16 protein-coding genes are annotated in these 15,413 nt (G+C 49.9%); 4 read left to right on the top strand and 12 right to left on the bottom strand.

What is annotated here, in order from left to right; all coding sequences use genetic code 11:
* Positions 1–85 precede the first annotated feature (85 nt).
* The 7 genes from ACJ2PR_RS01630 to ACJ2PR_RS01600 all read right to left on the bottom strand — a co-directional run bounded on the left by ACJ2PR_RS01630 (position 86) and on the right by ACJ2PR_RS01600 (position 8,328).
* Positions 86–643: an FHA domain-containing protein gene (locus ACJ2PR_RS01630; protein WP_446875659.1), complete on the bottom strand. Its 558-nt coding sequence runs from the start codon at positions 641–643 to the stop codon at positions 86–88.
* Between the two features lie 75 nt (positions 644–718).
* Positions 719–1,555 carry a nitrate ABC transporter ATP-binding protein gene (locus ACJ2PR_RS01625; RefSeq protein ID WP_446875658.1) on the bottom strand — a complete coding sequence of 279 codons (837 nt, stop codon included), beginning with the start codon at positions 1,553–1,555 and terminating at the stop codon, positions 719–721.
* Between the two features lie 253 nt (positions 1,556–1,808).
* Positions 1,809–3,821, bottom strand: coding sequence for a nitrate ABC transporter ATP-binding protein (locus tag ACJ2PR_RS01620; RefSeq protein ID WP_446860765.1), 2,013 nt, complete (start codon positions 3,819–3,821; stop codon positions 1,809–1,811).
* A gap of 229 nt (positions 3,822–4,050) precedes the next feature.
* Positions 4,051–4,878 (bottom strand): nitrate ABC transporter permease, encoded by an 828-nt coding sequence (gene ntrB / locus ACJ2PR_RS01615; RefSeq protein ID WP_446860766.1) that lies wholly within the window; start codon positions 4,876–4,878, stop codon positions 4,051–4,053.
* On the bottom strand, positions 4,868–5,164 hold the full coding sequence (locus tag ACJ2PR_RS01610) for a hypothetical protein (protein WP_446875657.1): 297 nt from the start codon (positions 5,162–5,164) through the stop codon (positions 4,868–4,870). Before ACJ2PR_RS01610 ends, ntrB begins: the two co-directional genes overlap by 11 nt.
* 66 nt (positions 5,165–5,230) lie before the next feature.
* The gene (locus tag ACJ2PR_RS01605; protein WP_446875656.1) at positions 5,231–6,565 is read right to left on the bottom strand and encodes a CmpA/NrtA family ABC transporter substrate-binding protein; all 1,335 of its coding nucleotides are present in this window, start codon (positions 6,563–6,565) and stop codon (positions 5,231–5,233) included.
* A gap of 224 nt (positions 6,566–6,789) precedes the next feature.
* On the bottom strand, positions 6,790–8,328 hold the full coding sequence (locus ACJ2PR_RS01600) for a ferredoxin--nitrite reductase (protein ID WP_446870310.1): 1,539 nt from the start codon (positions 8,326–8,328) through the stop codon (positions 6,790–6,792).
* 423 nt (positions 8,329–8,751) lie between these two features.
* Here ACJ2PR_RS01600 and ACJ2PR_RS01595 point away from each other — a divergent pair, with 423 nt between their 5' ends.
* Together ACJ2PR_RS01595 and ACJ2PR_RS01590 are read left to right on the top strand one after the other, a co-directional pair.
* The gene (locus ACJ2PR_RS01595; RefSeq protein ID WP_446875655.1) at positions 8,752–9,192 is read left to right on the top strand and encodes a QcrA and Rieske domain-containing protein; all 441 of its coding nucleotides are present in this window, start codon (positions 8,752–8,754) and stop codon (positions 9,190–9,192) included.
* Positions 9,193–9,319: 127 nt separating this feature from the next.
* Positions 9,320–9,556, top strand: coding sequence for a hypothetical protein (locus ACJ2PR_RS01590; RefSeq protein WP_446860771.1), 237 nt, complete (start codon positions 9,320–9,322; stop codon positions 9,554–9,556).
* A 148-nt stretch (positions 9,557–9,704) separates the two neighbouring features.
* On the opposite strand, the gene ACJ2PR_RS01585 is transcribed toward ACJ2PR_RS01590, so the two are convergent.
* Positions 9,705–10,055 carry a hypothetical protein gene (locus ACJ2PR_RS01585; protein WP_446875654.1) on the bottom strand — a complete coding sequence of 117 codons (351 nt, stop codon included), beginning with the start codon at positions 10,053–10,055 and terminating at the stop codon, positions 9,705–9,707.
* Positions 10,056–10,271: 216 nt separating this feature from the next.
* Here ACJ2PR_RS01585 and ACJ2PR_RS01580 point away from each other — a divergent pair, with 216 nt between their 5' ends.
* Together ACJ2PR_RS01580 and ACJ2PR_RS01575 are read left to right on the top strand one after the other, a co-directional pair.
* Positions 10,272–10,988, top strand: a complete 717-nt coding sequence (locus ACJ2PR_RS01580; protein ID WP_446860773.1) for a rhomboid family intramembrane serine protease — start codon at positions 10,272–10,274, stop codon at positions 10,986–10,988.
* Positions 10,989–11,532: 544 nt separating this feature from the next.
* Positions 11,533–12,054 carry a hypothetical protein gene (locus ACJ2PR_RS01575; protein WP_446875653.1) on the top strand — a complete coding sequence of 174 codons (522 nt, stop codon included), beginning with the start codon at positions 11,533–11,535 and terminating at the stop codon, positions 12,052–12,054.
* 97 nt (positions 12,055–12,151) lie between these two features.
* Here the strand turns inward: ACJ2PR_RS01575 and ACJ2PR_RS01570 are convergent, their stop codons facing one another.
* From ACJ2PR_RS01570 to ACJ2PR_RS01555, 4 genes are all read right to left on the bottom strand, one after another.
* Positions 12,152–12,334: a YqaE/Pmp3 family membrane protein gene (locus tag ACJ2PR_RS01570; RefSeq protein ID WP_446860775.1), complete on the bottom strand. Its 183-nt coding sequence runs from the start codon at positions 12,332–12,334 to the stop codon at positions 12,152–12,154.
* A 181-nt stretch (positions 12,335–12,515) separates the two neighbouring features.
* Positions 12,516–13,619: a tetratricopeptide repeat protein gene (locus tag ACJ2PR_RS01565; protein WP_446875652.1), complete on the bottom strand. Its 1,104-nt coding sequence runs from the start codon at positions 13,617–13,619 to the stop codon at positions 12,516–12,518.
* 101 nt (positions 13,620–13,720) lie between these two features.
* The gene (locus tag ACJ2PR_RS01560; protein WP_446875651.1) at positions 13,721–14,443 is read right to left on the bottom strand and encodes a 16S rRNA (uracil(1498)-N(3))-methyltransferase; all 723 of its coding nucleotides are present in this window, start codon (positions 14,441–14,443) and stop codon (positions 13,721–13,723) included.
* Positions 14,444–14,452: 9 nt separating this feature from the next.
* Complete coding sequence (locus ACJ2PR_RS01555; RefSeq protein WP_446875650.1) at positions 14,453–15,094, bottom strand: Uma2 family endonuclease; 642 nt, start codon at positions 15,092–15,094, stop codon at positions 14,453–14,455.
* Positions 15,095–15,413: the final 319 nt, after the last annotated feature.

Here is a 15,413-nt window from a genome sequence, read left to right as displayed (position 1 = left end):
GTGTCAACGTAATCGGACAAGGGAGGCACACGGGAATGGAGGAGGGAGAACTTTGTTCCGCTTTGCGAGGAGCGATGAAGAGGGGCTAGTTGGTTTCGGGGACTGGGGGGAATTGGGTGTCTTCGATCGCCATTGCAACTCCTTCTAGGCTGGAGACAAAGAAATGAATGGTGAAGCCGTTGATGTCGATCAGGTCGCCGTGGTGGATGGGGTGTTTGTCCAGAATGGGGAGGCGACGACGGTTGACGAGGGTGCCATTTCTGCTGCCCAAATCGACCAGATAAAAGCCTCGACCAGGATGATAGCCGATCGCAAAGTGACAGCGAGAAATTGACGGTTGTGTCAGGGCGATCGCACAGTGAGAACTACGACCAACCAGCCAGCTTGTCGAAACTTCGGTGAGATAGACCTCGCGATTAGGGGACAAATTAGTAGCCAGAAAAGCAGTCCGACCTGTGCTGATTGCCTGAATATAACGACTGCCCTGGGCGCGATTGTGGGTCGCCAAAATGGGGTCGATGATCGTGGCAACTTGTTTGGGGTTGGGGCCGATTTCTGCAAATAGTGATCGAGAAACTGCGGGATACTGTTCTAAAAACCTCAGAGCGGGTTGATCCGAGGCGGCGGAATTGAGAGTCAACATGGCCGGAGCGTAGGGTAAAGAGAAGCTAGAAGGAAGCGTCTAAAACTTTGGTCTTTAAATCAAACCAAAGACCCACTAAGCATCATCGTCGTGGGCATATCGGCTAAACAGGAAGTCAAGCGCCTCGTTGCGGAGGGTGTAGTAGTGCGGGTCTTCCATGATTTGGGCGCGATCGCGGGGACGGTCAAACGGGATGGTCATAATTTCGCCAATTTTGGCAGCAGGCCCGTTGGTCATCATAACAATGCGATCGGACAAAAATAGCGCTTCGTCGATGTCGTGGGTGATCATCAAAACGGTGACGCGGTTTTTACTCCAGATTTGCAGCAGTTCTTCTTGCAGTTCTTCTTTGGTGATGGCATCAAGTGCGCCAAACGGCTCGTCAAGAATCAGCACCTGGGGACAGATAGCCAAGGCGCGGGCGATCGAGACCCGTTGTTTCATGCCGCCTGAGAGTTGACCGGGCTTTTTGTGCATCGCTTCATCCAGTCCCACCATAGCCAGATGTTCGCGGGTGATCTCTAATTTGTCTTTTCTGGACTTGTCGGAATAAACCGAATCGACGGCCAAAAACACATTCTCAAAAGCCGTCTTCCAGGGCAAAAGGGCGTAGTTTTGAAAAACCACCATGCGATCGGGGCCGGGGCTGGTAATTCGTTGTCCCTGAAGGGTGACTTGTCCCGTGGTGGGCGTGTTGAAGCCAGAAATCATGTTGAGCAAGGTGGTTTTGCCACAGCCAGAGTGGCCGATGACGCAGACAAACTCGCCCTCGTTAACAGCCAGATCGACTCCATCCAAAACGGTGTAGGGGCCGCTGGGAGTCGGGTAAATTTTGGAAACGTTGTCTACAGATAAAAAGGGCATTTCTGCTTTGGTTTGTGGAGCCGAATCCAACGTGTTCAAGGTTTGCATAGGTGAGGAGGGTAGGGGGTTGAGCGAGATAGCGTCGGATACACCGTGAATTGGGTTGCCGTGAATTTGAGCGTGAATTTGAGCTAGGTTTCCTGCTTGGTTGGTTAGAAGCCCCTGCCCCCCAACTGCCAATTTGGGAGACTTTCAGGTAAGCGTTTCGGTTAGGGGGGATTCAGGGACGCTCTAAAGTTGTCATGGGAGCAGAGTTTGTCGAATTCACGTCAGGCAGTTGACCAAAATTTTCCTCAGAGTCTCAGGCGGCCAGCGATACGGCGGGGTCGAGACTGATCTCTTTGATGGTGAATTCGCGACGAATTTTGAGACTGTTGAGATAAGCGAGTGGGTCATCTGGGTTAAAGATCACGCCGTCAAATAAGCCAAAGGAATCGCGATCGGGTTCGCTGTCGGGCAGTCCTAGCTGGCGGGCGGCTTCGCCATAGAGGTCAATCCGGCGACTGCGTTCTGAAATCTCGATCCAGTTGCGCGGAAAGGGGGTGATGTTCCAGCGGGCTAGCTGAGTCATCGTCCAGATTGCTTCGGTGCGACGGGGGCAGTTGGCTTGATCGACGTTGAAGTAGAGGTATCGCAACATGGCTTCTGGCTCGGCACCTTGACTCCGCACGTAAGGATCAGTAAATCCAGGACGCATGTAGGCAGGAGACACGCCCACGTATTCGGGACGGCTGAGAATTTCGAGAATTTCTTCGCGGTTGCGTCGATCGCCACAGTATTCACAAGCGACCAGCAAGGCTTTGATTAGCGCAATGTGGGTTTCGGGATACTGCTGCGCCCAGTCTTCTCGCACGCCCAGCACTTTTTCGGGATGCCCTGACCAGATCTCTAAGTCGGTGGCAATCACAAATCCGTGGTCTTCTTGAATGGCGCGGTTGTTCCAGGGTTCACCGACGCAGAAGCCATCAATGTTTCCAGCGGCGAGGTTGGCGACCATTTGAGCCGGGGGAATCACTGCAAGGCTAACATCGCGATCGGGGTCAATGCCGCCGGCCGCCAACCAGTAGCGCATCATCAGATTGTGCATTGAAGCGGGATGCACCATTCCCAAGGTGTGAGTTTTGGTGGGGGACTGGTCGATCGCTTGCTTAAAGTCCTGAATCGATCGCACGCCCTGATTGTAAAGCTCTTTGCTGAGGGTGATAGAGTTGCCGTTGCGAGAAGTGACTAGCGCCGTTACGACGGGAATCGGAGTATTGCCTCCCACGCCCATTGTCATCGCCAAAGGCATTCCTGCAACCATTTGGGCCGCGTCTAAGCGTTTGGTAGCGACTCCTTCGGCGATCGCTTTCCAGTTGGGTTCGCGAGACAGATTGATGTCTTCTAAGCCAAATTCTTTAAAGAATCCTTTCTCTTTGGCAATGATCAGCGGCGCACAGTCGGTCAGCGGAATAAAGCCGATATCCAGGTTGACTTTTTCTAGACCGTTGCGGGCGATCGCCACTTTGGGAGCCTGCTTGGCCCTGCGTTTTTTGTCGCGTTTTTGCTGGTTGAGGAAGTAGATCACCTCGTTGCGTAAGCCGTAGTAGCTGGGGTGGTTGACGACTTCCATCCGTTTGCGAGGGCGAGGAATCGGCACGTCGAGAATTTGTCCGATGTGGGCTTCGGGGCCGTTGGTCAACATGACGATGCGATCGGATAGCAGCAGCGCCTCATCGACATCGTGGGTCACCATCAGACAGGTCACCTGACTTTCTTCGCAGATCCGCATCAGTTGTTCTTGCAGATTGCCTCGTGTCAGCGCGTCTAATGCGCCAAACGGCTCGTCGAGCAGCAGCATCTTGGGACGAATTGAGAGGGCACGCGCGATCGCGACCCGTTGTTTCATGCCGCCAGACAGTTCTTTGGGCTTGCGGTGAGCGGCAGGCTTTAGCCCTACCATCTCGATGTTGTGTTCGACAATTTCTCGGCGTTCGGCGGGTGACAGCGTTTTGAGAACTTTGTCTACGGCGAGTTCGATGTTTTGTTGAACGGTGAGCCAGGGCAAGAGTGAGTAATTTTGAAAGACCATCATGCGATCGGGCCCTGGGCTGGTGACTTCTCGCCCTTCTAGCACCACACCGCCCACTGACGGGCTTTCTAGTCCAGCGACAATGCTCAACAGCGTAGACTTACCGCAGCCAGAGTGTCCGATCAGCGTGACAAACTCACCTTCGCGGATATTCAGGTCAATATTCTTGAGTGCAACGTAGGTGCCGCCATTGGACAGCGGAAACACCTTATCAACGTGGTCAATTCCGAGAAAAACAGACATGGCAGCAATGGGTGTAAGGGGTGGAGTGGCTTGCGACTAATTCCCTGACCTGATTGACGTGAATTCGATGGGGTTGCTTTGCTTTGTTATTGAGCGCTTCTGCCCCCCAACCCCTCAATTCTGAGGAACTTAAGATAAGACTTCCGGTTCAAAGTCCCTCACGGGTGGGGGATATAGGGGGCTGCCTGAATTAACAACCGCAGCAAAGATTTGATCGAACTGACGTTGATTAGTTTTCGGAGACGATGCGAGAGCCGAGCCAACCGACGAGGCGATCGAGCGCTAGACCGACCAAGCCGACGTAGAGAACGGCGATGATAATTTGGCTCATGCTGTCTTCGTTGCCTGCGTTGTAAGCGTCCCAGATAAAGAAGCCGATGCCCCCTTCTGCTTTGAGCATTTCGGCAGCGACGATCGCCAGCCATGCCAGTCCGATGCCGATTCTCAAACCACCAAACACATAAGGCACCGTTGAGGGCACCAGGATATTGAAGAAGTACTCTTTGCCTGACAGACGCAGAACTTTAGCCACGTTGTTGTAGTCTTGAGGAATTTGTTGGACACCTACCGCAGTATTAATGACGATGGGCCAAATTGCGGTCACAAAAATTACAAACAGCGCCGCCGGGTTACTATCTTGAAAAATTCCTAATGACAACGGCAGCCAGGCCAATGGCGGAACCGTTCGCAGCACTTGAATCATCGGGTCAAGTCCACGTCGCATAAATTCGCTCGTGCCGATCAACACGCCCAGCGCAATCCCGACCACGGCCGCCAAACTGTAGCCAATCATTACCCGCTGCAAACTAATCCAAATCTGCCAGCCGAGTCCTTTTGAGGTGCCCCCATCATCAAAAAACGGGTTGAGAATCCACAAAATCGTTTGAGTAACCACCTTAATCGGGCCAGGCATCTTGGATTCTGGACTCAGACACAGTAACTGCCACAGCACCAAAACCACCAGCGTACAAATAAACGGCGGCAGCAATTGTTTTAACTGCTTACTAACATTTTCAGAAAACTGTGAAGGCTGACGGAGAGAAGGATTAGCTGTCATGGTGAAGAAGTTCCTGAGAGCGAGTTGAGCAGAAGAAGAAAAATGAATCAGGGCTGAATGTTTGAGCGTCGATGCTGATGTCTAGAGGTGCATCGTTGATACTCAGACCAGCAAGCGTGATGTCTAGAGGTGCGTCGTTGATGATCGAACTAGCGAGCGTGATGTCTAGAGGTGCGTCGTTGATGATTGAACCAGCAAGCGTGATGTCTAGAGGTGCATCGCTGATACTCAAACCAGCAAGCGTGATGTCTAGAGGTGCATCGTTGATGATTGAACCAGCAAGCACGAAGCGTTGAAGTTCATCGCTGACGTTTTGCCCATCACGCCTGATGGTTTAAGCTTTATTGCTGAACTAGGCTTTTTTGATCTTCAAACCGCTCAGATAAGCGCTGGTGTTGGCGGGATCAAACTTGACTCCATCAAAGAAGGTTTCAACGCCGCGAGAAGCATCGGTCGGAATGGCGGCCGTTTGACCGATCGCTTTCGCCGCTTCTTTCCACAAATCTTCACGGTTGACCTTATCGACGAGTGCCTTCACATCGGTATCGGCTGCAAATCTGCCCCAGCGCATGTTCTCGGTGACAAACCAGGTGTCGTGGCTCTTATAGGGATAAGACGCATTCTCACGCCAAAATTTCATCATCAAGTCGCTATTTGCCAGCGTGCGACCGTTACCAAAGTCAAAGTTGCCCTTGGCTCGTTCCACGATGTCTTTTGCAGGAGCTTTCACATACTTATCAGCCGAGATGATTTCACACATCTCTTGTTTGTTTTCGTCTTTGTCGCACCAGACCTGAGCTTCTTGAATCGCCATCAAAATTGCTTTGGCCGCTTTAGGATTTTTATCAACCCAGTCCGCCCGCATTGTGAAGGCTTTTTCGGGGTGTGCTTTCCACAGTTCGCCTGTCGTGACGGCGGTGTAGCCGAGCTTTTTGTTGACTAGACGACCGTTCCAGGGTTCACCCACACAGAAGGCATCCATTGTTTTGGTTTCCATGTTGGCTACCATTTGGGGCGGCGGTACGACGACGAGATCCACATCGTTTTCAGGATCAATGCCCCCTGCTGCTAACCAGTAGCGCATCCACAAGTCGTGAGTCCCCGCCGGGAAGGTAACAGCCGCCTTGAATTTCTTACCCGCCGCTTTTGCAGCTTCAACTTTGGCTTTCAACGGAGCGCTATCGGCGGCTAGTTTCAAATCTAAGTAATCGTTGGCAACGGAGATCCCCTGTCCATCGGTATTCAATCTCGCCAAAATGTACATCGGCAGCGGCGTATTGCCTTTGGTGATCTTGCCAGAAGCCATCATGTAGGGCATCGGAGTCAGAATGTGCGCCCCATCAATGCCGCCTCTGTCAGACCCTAGCTCAATGTTGTCGCGTGTCACAGCCCACGAGGTTTGTTTAGAAACGGTGACATCCGTCATGCCGTACTTCTTAAACAGTCCTTTCTCTAACGCAATCACGAGTGGCGCACAGTCCGTCAGCGCGATAAAGCCCAGTTTTGCAGTCGGCGTTTCTGGCGTTTCGACACTCCCCGAATTGACAGCAGGAATCGCACTGGGTGAACTGGCAGAACTCGCGGTCGTCTTGGTCTTATTCGGAGAACTACAGCCATTGACAAGAATCGTTCCGGCTGCGGCTGCACCTGCGGTGATGATAAATTTCCGTCTTGAGAGGTCACTCATGAATCGTCTTCCAAAATTAAGTTTGCTGGGAAAGGAAAGGAGGGATGAGGGATGAGGGATGAGGGATGAAAGGAATCTTCAGGTTTGAGTTCTAAGTTCTGAGTTCCGAGTTCCGAGTTCCGAGTTCTGAGTTCTGAGTTCTGAGTTCTGAGTTCTGAGTTCTGAGTTCTGAGTTCCGAATTCTAAAATGCTGAATCCTTTACCGCTCCCTCATCCCTCATCCCTCATCTCTCCCTTGTTTTTGCGCCAAACTGCTGCGTGAGAATCTCTTGCAGAATGGGCTTGAGATCTTCACAGGGAATGCCTTTACGAACACAGGTGCCCAGGTGAGCATCTTTGCCGACTTTGCCACCCATATAGAGATCGACTCCTTCGACGGTGCGCCCGTCTTTGCGGACTTTGGTGCCCATCAGACCGATATCAGCAACCTGGGGCTGACCACAGGAGTTGGGGCAACCTGTCCAATGGATTCTCACCGGGTGCGGGCACTCGATTTCGGCTTCCAGTTCTTTGATCATTGCCACGGCTCGATTTTTGGTTTCGATCAGGGCAAAGTTGCAAAACTGGGAGCCAGTGCAAGACACCAACGCACGAGAAAGGTTTTCTGGCTGAGTCGAAAATCGCTGAACGATCGCTTCCTCTAACAGTGCCGTCAGTCGCGAATCGGGCACATTGGGAATGATGATGTTTTGCTCAACGGTAAGGCGAATCTCTCCACTGCCATAGACTTCAGCTAGACGAGCAATGTCAAACATGTCTGGAGCAAACAACCGACCCACAGGAACGTGTAAGCCGACATAGTTGAGTCCGGGTTGCTTTTGGGCGTAGACTCCAATGTGATCGCGCTTGTCCCAGAGAATCTCGTCTTTGGCGGCGGCGGGTTGCAATGTGTGGCCGATTTGAGTCTCAACTTGCGATCGAAACTTCTCAATCCCCCACTCGTCAATCAGCCACATCAAGCGGGATTTTTGACGATTGGCGCGCAGACCGTGATTGCGGTAGACAATCAAAATCGCTTCACACAAAGCCACCACATCACTCGGCGGCACCCAGACATTCATCGAAATCGCTGCCTCACACCGCTTGGCAGAGAAGAATCCTCCTACCAACACGTTGAAACCAAGCTCATCACCCTGATAGGCAGGCACAAAGGCAATGTCGTTGATCTCCGCATGGACAGAATTATCGCGACACCCGGCGATCGCAATGTTGAATTTACGCGGCAGATTCGTAAACGCAGGATTGCCAACACCGTTGCTTGTGATCATGTCCTGGACTTGTATCGCCAATTCACGAGTATCAATCAATTCATCAGCATCAATGCCAGCGACAGGCGATCCGGTAATATTGCGGACATTATCCATCCCGGATTGCACGCTGGTCAGCCCTGACTGTTCAAACTTGTTGAAAATATCGGGCAAATCTTCGATCCGCACCCCTCTAAGCTGAATGTTTTGGCGGGTTGTAATGTCTCCATTGCCATCTTCGCCATAGCGCTGTACGATTTCAGCCAGCGTCCGCATCTGTCCACTGGTGAGAATTCCAGTTGGAAACCGCATTCTCATCATGAACTTGCCGGGAGTCACCGGGCGAAAAAACACCCCTAGCCATTTGAGTCGGTGGTCACGATCGGTTTCGTCGATCGCTTCCCAGCCTACTTGAGCAAATTGTGCCAGGTCGGCCTTGACTGCAAGACCATCTTTCTCGGCTTTTAACTTCTCGAACTTATTGAGGGTCGCGGCTGATGAAATAGTGTCTGTCATGGAGGGTGCCTAGAAATAAAAAGTGTCCCAACCGAAACACGGGCAGACGATCGACGCACCTGAATAGAAGAACCTGCGGAAGGTTGGATGTGGGGTGCGAGAATCGGGGTTGCGATTGCTCTTGAAGGTTAAGTTAGGCGAGATTACAGAGGAAATTCGTATACGTAGTTACAAAATATTTCCATGTATGAATTTTCTGCATAACTGTGATGCGGAAGATGCATTTTTATTTTTTTGGATGCATTTCCCCCGTAGACTAGCGATGGCGCTGTCGATCGCTTTGAGTTATTGTGCACTCGTTCTAGTTCTGCTCCCGGCACATCAAGTAAACTGTCCGGTTTGTCTACAAGCAGAAGGGATTTAGGGAACAGCAGCTAGACTTGAACCCGATCGAAAACTTTATCGCTTTCTGGAGAACACATCATGGATCGTCGAACTTTTTTATCTTGGGTGAGTTTGGGCTGGGTGGCGAGTAGCTTGCCTGTGGCGATCGTGGCCTGTTCGTCTAATTCTCAAACCGAAGCAAAACCTACGGCGAGTCCGGGGGCGGATGGCTTTGTGAAGGTGGGGGCGGCGACCGATCTGGATAAGTCTGGGCAGATTTTGAATGAGCAATTTGCGGCGGGCCCGTTGCTAGTCGTTCGCAATCCATCTGACCCCAAGGCAGTTGTCGCCGTCAATCCGACCTGTCCTCATCAGGGCTGTTTGGTGACCTGGAAGACAGAGCGTAAGTCGTTTGCTTGTCCCTGTCATGCGTCTCAATTTGCGGCGGATGGCAAAGTATTACAGGGGCCGGCTGTCAAGGGATTGGCAATGTATGAGGCCAAGGTTGAAGGAGATTCTATTTTGGTGAAGGGAAAATAGGACGTTGAGTGGTTGTTTTGTAGGTCAACAAAAGCGCGTCTTCCACATTTGGTCTTCCACTTTTGATAGATGAACGATCGCGCCTCTCAAACCATCCTTAGGGAATACCGATTTGGGAGATTTGACTATGACAACGACTACCGATAGCGCTCGTGCTCTCAGCAACCTCGAATACGATTTGCTCACGGTTCTTCAAAATAAAGCTGAAGCGGTGAAGGCTTACGACACCTACATTCAAGATGCTCAAAGCATGAATTCTCAGCCCTGTGTTGAACTCTTTCAAAAATTGAAGGAAGAAGACATGCAAAAGGCTCAAGAAATTCGGCATCATCTACAACAAGTCATGCAAAACGGCAAAATGTAAGTTGTTAAATATAAGCTGTTGAATTCATTGAGCAAATTGTTTTAGAAAGACGCATCTTTTTTTAGATTGTGCGCTTTAGCTAAAAGACCCCTGACTTCTATAAGAAATTGGGGGTCTCATTTATTTGAGCGTTGGAATACTTTAAACTTTACTGTCTCAACTTGACGCACATTCCCTCTCTCCTCCAGCGATCGCACAGTTTGTCTGTGTAGTTAGTGTCGAAAAGTTTTAGTGCTTCAGCAACAGAGGTAAGCCGACGATGGGTTTTGAATGGAGTGCCGTTAGGATAGTCGGGCGATCGCCACACCTTCAGCGTGTATTGAGTATTGTTGTCATTCGCCCAGAGTTCAAATTCATAGCTGTGGGATCTCCCTGTTTGGCGATCGTAGTAACCCCCACTCCCATTGTTTGCCAGAAATTTGGCAGATGCAATTTGAGGCGTTGTAAACATCAATCCTAAAGCTAATATCGGCAATGCGACTTTTGCAAAACTCACCATAATTGACTGACTGATCCATCAAGTTTACCTCTCAGATATAGACAGGTTTTGCTACTTTCATCTCAGAGATTATGCGTGGTTCTTCGTAAATTTATGAGCGATCGACTTCGCTTCACACGCAGGATCAAAATCCGTAGAATCTGTCTAGAGGGGAACAGACAAGCTCGATCGAAATACGTTATCTTTCAGCCAAATGATAGTTAGGGAAAAAGTCCAGTGTTTCCTCTTAGCGATGACAATCCAACGCGGATCACGCCATATGTCACTTATGGTTTGATTGCAGCAAACATACTTGTCTTTCTATACGAATTGAGCCTGACTCCTCAGCAGTTAGAATCTTTCTTCTACACCTGGGCGGTTGTTCCTCGGCAATTGACGGCGAACTTTTCGGGGGCACCCATCGACGCGAGTGGGTTTCCAGAATGGGTGACGCTAATCACATCACAGTTTTTGCACGGCGGCTTTTTGCACATCATCGGCAATATGCTGTTTCTTTGGATTTTTGGCAACAACGTCGAAGATCAGTTAGGGCATGTCAAATATTTAATCTTTTACCTTGGCTGTGGCGTTTTGGCAGCGCTGTCACAGTGGTTTTTTTCATCAGGGTCGGCCGTGCCGTCATTAGGAGCCAGTGGGGCGATCGCTGGCGTAATGGGTGCCTACATTCTGCGCTTTCCCAAAGCCTCGATTCTCACACTGATTCCGCTAGGCTTCTTCTTTTGGACTTTTCGGATTCCAGCGGTCGCTTATTTAGGCATCTGGTTCTTTCAACAAGCATTGTATGGGATCGCCAGCCTGCAAGCAAAAACAAATATTGGTATGGAAAGCGGTGGAGTCGCCTACTGGGCCCACGCAGGCGGATTTGTGTTTGGGGCAATTTTGGGGCCGTTACTGGGACTGTTTTCTAACGATTCGAGGGCGCGATCGTACTAGGGAGGAGGGCGCTTTGTGAAGAGGGATGAGGGATGAAGGATGAGGGATGAATAGAGGTGGTTCTGTCCTTTATTCTGGGATGGTTTGTATCTGAGTCGTTTGATTTTGCGAAAACCCTTAAGCTGAGACTTCTTTGCGTGAGCAAAAGTCCTTTTTAGGGGTTTTTGACTTGAAGGGAGAGTGACTACTTCGTATCGTACTCTACAGAAAGTTATGGTTTGGGGTTGCAAGTGTTCATCACTGCATCTGATAATCAGACTATAGGGATGCTTATGTTCTGAGTTTTGGCTTGGGTGTGCTTCAGAAAAATGGATCAGTCAAAGGACGATCGTTTCGCTAATTTTTAGACAAGACTGCGCCGATTTTGACCCTGTTTAACTGTTCAGCAGAATTTATCAAAAGTGGGAGAAAGCTCGATCGACACGCTATATGATCAGCAAGGCTAGACGATCGTCAAACTTGACCAACTTGTTTGCCACCCAGTTTTTCATCAGTCCAGATTCCTATAATCTCAGCCTCAGCAACATCCTAGGAGCAGTATCACATGAGCGGTCTAATCAACCTCATCAAAAGCATTTTCGGCGGAATTCTTTCTTTTATCGGCGGACTGCTTGGCAGCAAAAAACCTGCCCTTGCTTCGGATAATGCTCCCAAAACTCGCAAGAGCGCCGGGTACTTTTTGGAGCTAGACGAAGCGGCCTCCGCCCCGATCACCCGCCTGCCCGACACTCAAAAAAACTCTGAGTCACCAAAGGCTTCTGAAACTCAAAAAGCTGCTGCCTCTGTTGCTGTAGCCGAAAAGCCCGAAGCCGCCCCGACTCCCACCAAACCTGCTGAAGAGGCTTCTAAAAAGAAAGCTTCTACAAAGGCATCAAATAACGGCACATCAGCGACCGCTACAGCCGTCCAAACTGCCCCTGTCGCAGTCGCCCCCAAAGAGCCACAGTCAGCCGAGTTTGCTACAAAGTATCTCGTTCCTACTAGCAATGGAGGCCGTCGTCGTCCCGGTGCGAACATGAATTCTTATCTAGACATGGCACGAAATATGAAAGCTGGAAACAACTAATTGATTAGTCAGTTTTTAGTACGTTCAACTTGATTTTTCTCATTAAAAAACATCCCAACCAGTCATCGATCGGGATGTTTTTTTGTGGTCGCTTTTCTTAGTAGGCTGCGTTCTGTCTTTCGTCAGCCTTTTGCAGGAACCACAGCGCATGAATCACACCCGGCACCCAACCCAACAGCGTCAGCAGAATATTGATAAACAGAGCGGAGCTAACCCCTGCTGTCAGAAAAACACCGATCGGAGGAACCAAAATAGCCAAAAGAATGCGAATGAATTTCATAGGATTTCTCTAACCAACTCAGCTTAATTTGTTCACTATTATTGTCTTGAATCTGTTAGGTCAGTCACCTCTCTCTAAGGGACGAAAAGGGGACGAGAAGAGTTAAAGGAGTCTGGACTTGAGATTCTAGACTTTGGATGCTGTGCTGTTAGCCTTTCATCTTTGGTCTAATGTCCGATCCCTAAGCCGACCCTCTGAGAAAAGCTAATCCACTATAAAGATGAAACGCTGGATTCCAGGGGCTGGAGTCTTGACCAAAAAGGTGAACGTGGGAGTTGAGCCGTTTGAGTAGAAGCGTGTGGTCGATCGCCGTCTCTCCAAATGTCTGAAACTCTAACCAGGCGGACTGTTGAGGAAGCTGATATTTGAGAAAGGCGATTAAATTATTCCAGTGAATGCGGTTGGTAGCCTGGTCGATCGCCACGGAATCTTTGGGAGGCGCAGAAAAGGCGATCCCCTGGTGAAATTGATAGTTCAAATCGCACAGCCGGAGAATGCAGCGACGCTTGGGAAGGTGTAGATCGCAGAGGTGGGCGTAGTCTTGAGTGGTCTGTTTTCGCTGCCGTTCGATCGTGCCTTTGCGAAGATCAGTATCGACGACTTGTTCAAAAATCGGTAGCATCCCTTCGACGCGCTGACTGACTTCTGACCAATCAAATTTGAGTGAGCCGATTTGCCCCTGTTCGTTTTGGCAGACGACGATCGCTTGAGGTTGGTATTCCTGAATATAGTGAACTTGAAAAACGGGCAGTTTTTGTAGCGCATCCACAGAAGCCCAAAATGCAGGAATTTCGGCGTTTCTCAGTTGTTGTCCATAATGTTGCAGTTCGCCGATCGCCCCGACTCGATACAGCCGCCAGCCGCGATTAGGAATCTGCATTCGGGCGGTGTAAGCGTCTAGTTTCATGATGCGTGCTAGATTTTGAGCCGCAGAGGATCTGGCATCGCTGGGCATGGATTCCAAAACGAGAATTCCTGGTTCAGCGTTTTCGGGGTCGGCGGTGGCTTGGGCAATGGCTTGTTTGTGTTCTGTCTGGGCAATCTCATCAAGTCGTTGAATTCCCTGTCGCGCCTGAGTCACCAGTTTGGGATTTGTCCCGTCGCGCAACAGATGACGATAAATTTCGCCTGCCGCTTCTCGTTTGCCAGAGATTTCATAGAGTCTTGCTTTGTAAAACTGCCCCCAGACATTTTGAGGCGACTCCTGCAAGAATTCTTTGAGCAGTTTGGCGGCGGCGCGGTAATCTTGGCGATCGAAGGCGGCGGCGATTTGTTCGAGCAGCATGATGGAGGGATGAGGGATGAGGGAGGGCTTGCCCCGCATTGGCGAGGAGGGATGAAACAGGAACTGATTTGCAACACTACTTTGAATTCTAATGTGCCAGTTTAGTCTTCATTCGTTCTTTCGAGTGATCCTGCAATCAGAGAAAGGGCGACGATCGGAGCGGTGACGGCTCTAAGAATGCGACGGCCGAGGGAGATGGGCTGGTAGTTTGCGGCGATCGCTTGCTCGATTTCCAGGTCTGTCCAACCGCCTTCGGGGCCGATTGCCAGCGTGATTGCAGAAAAATTTTGTTCTAGCAAGACATCCAGTAGATGGGGAGAGGAGCCTCTGGCTAGACAGATAAAGCGGCGATCGTCGGATTTTTCGGACAGGCGATTACTCAAGGAGACGGGTTCTAAGATCGTGGGGACGACTTGCCGTTCGGATTGTTCTGCGGCTTCTTGAGCAATGCGTCGCCAGCGGTCTAGCTTGTTGGGGCTGGGGTTGAGAAGTGTCCGATCGCTGATCACAGGCGCGATGCAGGTTACGCCCAATTCGGTGGCTTGCCGAACAACATCATCAAATCCATTGCCTTTAGGAAGTGCCAGAACCAATGTGACAGAAATGGAAAGCTCTGATTTTGTAACGATCGCTTCCAAAATTTTTGCTTGGTCGGATTCCAGTTCAGCCAGCCAGCCGTTTCCTTGTCCGTCCATTGCGATGAATTGATCGCCCGATCGCAGTCGCAATACTCGACTCAAATAATGCTGTTGGTCGGCATTCAACAAAATCTGAGGCGGATTGAATTGATCGGAGGCAATGACCAGCCGTTGTAGTTGAGCCAATTTATTTCTCTACTCGCGATCGTTCCTCAAAAAAGTCTCGAATTCTTCTAAAGTTTGACTGACTCCAACTATTTTGGCACGCTTGACGAATTGAGGAATGATTTGTGAAATCGCAATGTTTGAAAAGGTTGGACTCACTTCAGACTCGATATATTCGTCTGCTTGAAACACATTAATTTTGAGAATTCCTTTGGCAAAAATCCATAACTCTGGCACTTCTAGCGCTTTGTAGGCAGCGATTTCGGTCTTTGAAGTGCCATCTGTTTCGATCGCTAAATCAGGAGGCGGATCGACAGATAAATCTAATCGATCTTTACCAATCACGGCTCTGTAATTTTGAATATAAAAACAATCATCGGGTTCGATTCCGACCGCCATTCCTGCACGTTTAAAGATGGAAGATCCCAGAGATTCCCACGGTCTTTTTTGGGTCTTCAAAATGGCTTTGACCAAATCAGCAATTAGCACTTTTGATCGCTCATGTTCTGGCAGGGGAGCCATAATCTCTAAGATTTGATTGGCATAGGCGATATGTGACGATCGATGCTCTCCAAGGTTCGCCAAAATTGCTTCAAACTCTTGCCAAGAGACAGGCTGAAGCGTTACTTTTTGCCCTGGTTCTAGATAGAGATTGATTGGAGTAGCTAACATGTTTGCTCACCCAATGTTTAAAGCTGAAGGGATTTTGAAGGGCGATCGACCACCGATAAAATTGGAAATCAACTGGATTAACGTGAATTCGATAGAGGTTTTTCGCTGCGGTTGTGAATCGAGGCAGCCCCCTAAATCCCCCACGAGTGAGGGACTTTGAACCCAAGATCTTGTCTGAAAGTCCCCCAATTTTGGGGGGTTGGGGGGCAGAAGCGCTGAAGAACGAAGCAAAAAAACCTCATCGAATTCACGTTGGATTAATGTGAGTTACATCAAGTTCTTTCGCTTCGATGTGGAGAGCTTCTGACCCCCAATTTTG

It is taken from the genome of Phormidesmis sp. 146-33, from assembly GCF_052939515.1.
This window is presented reverse-complemented; position numbering and strand designations above follow the sequence as displayed.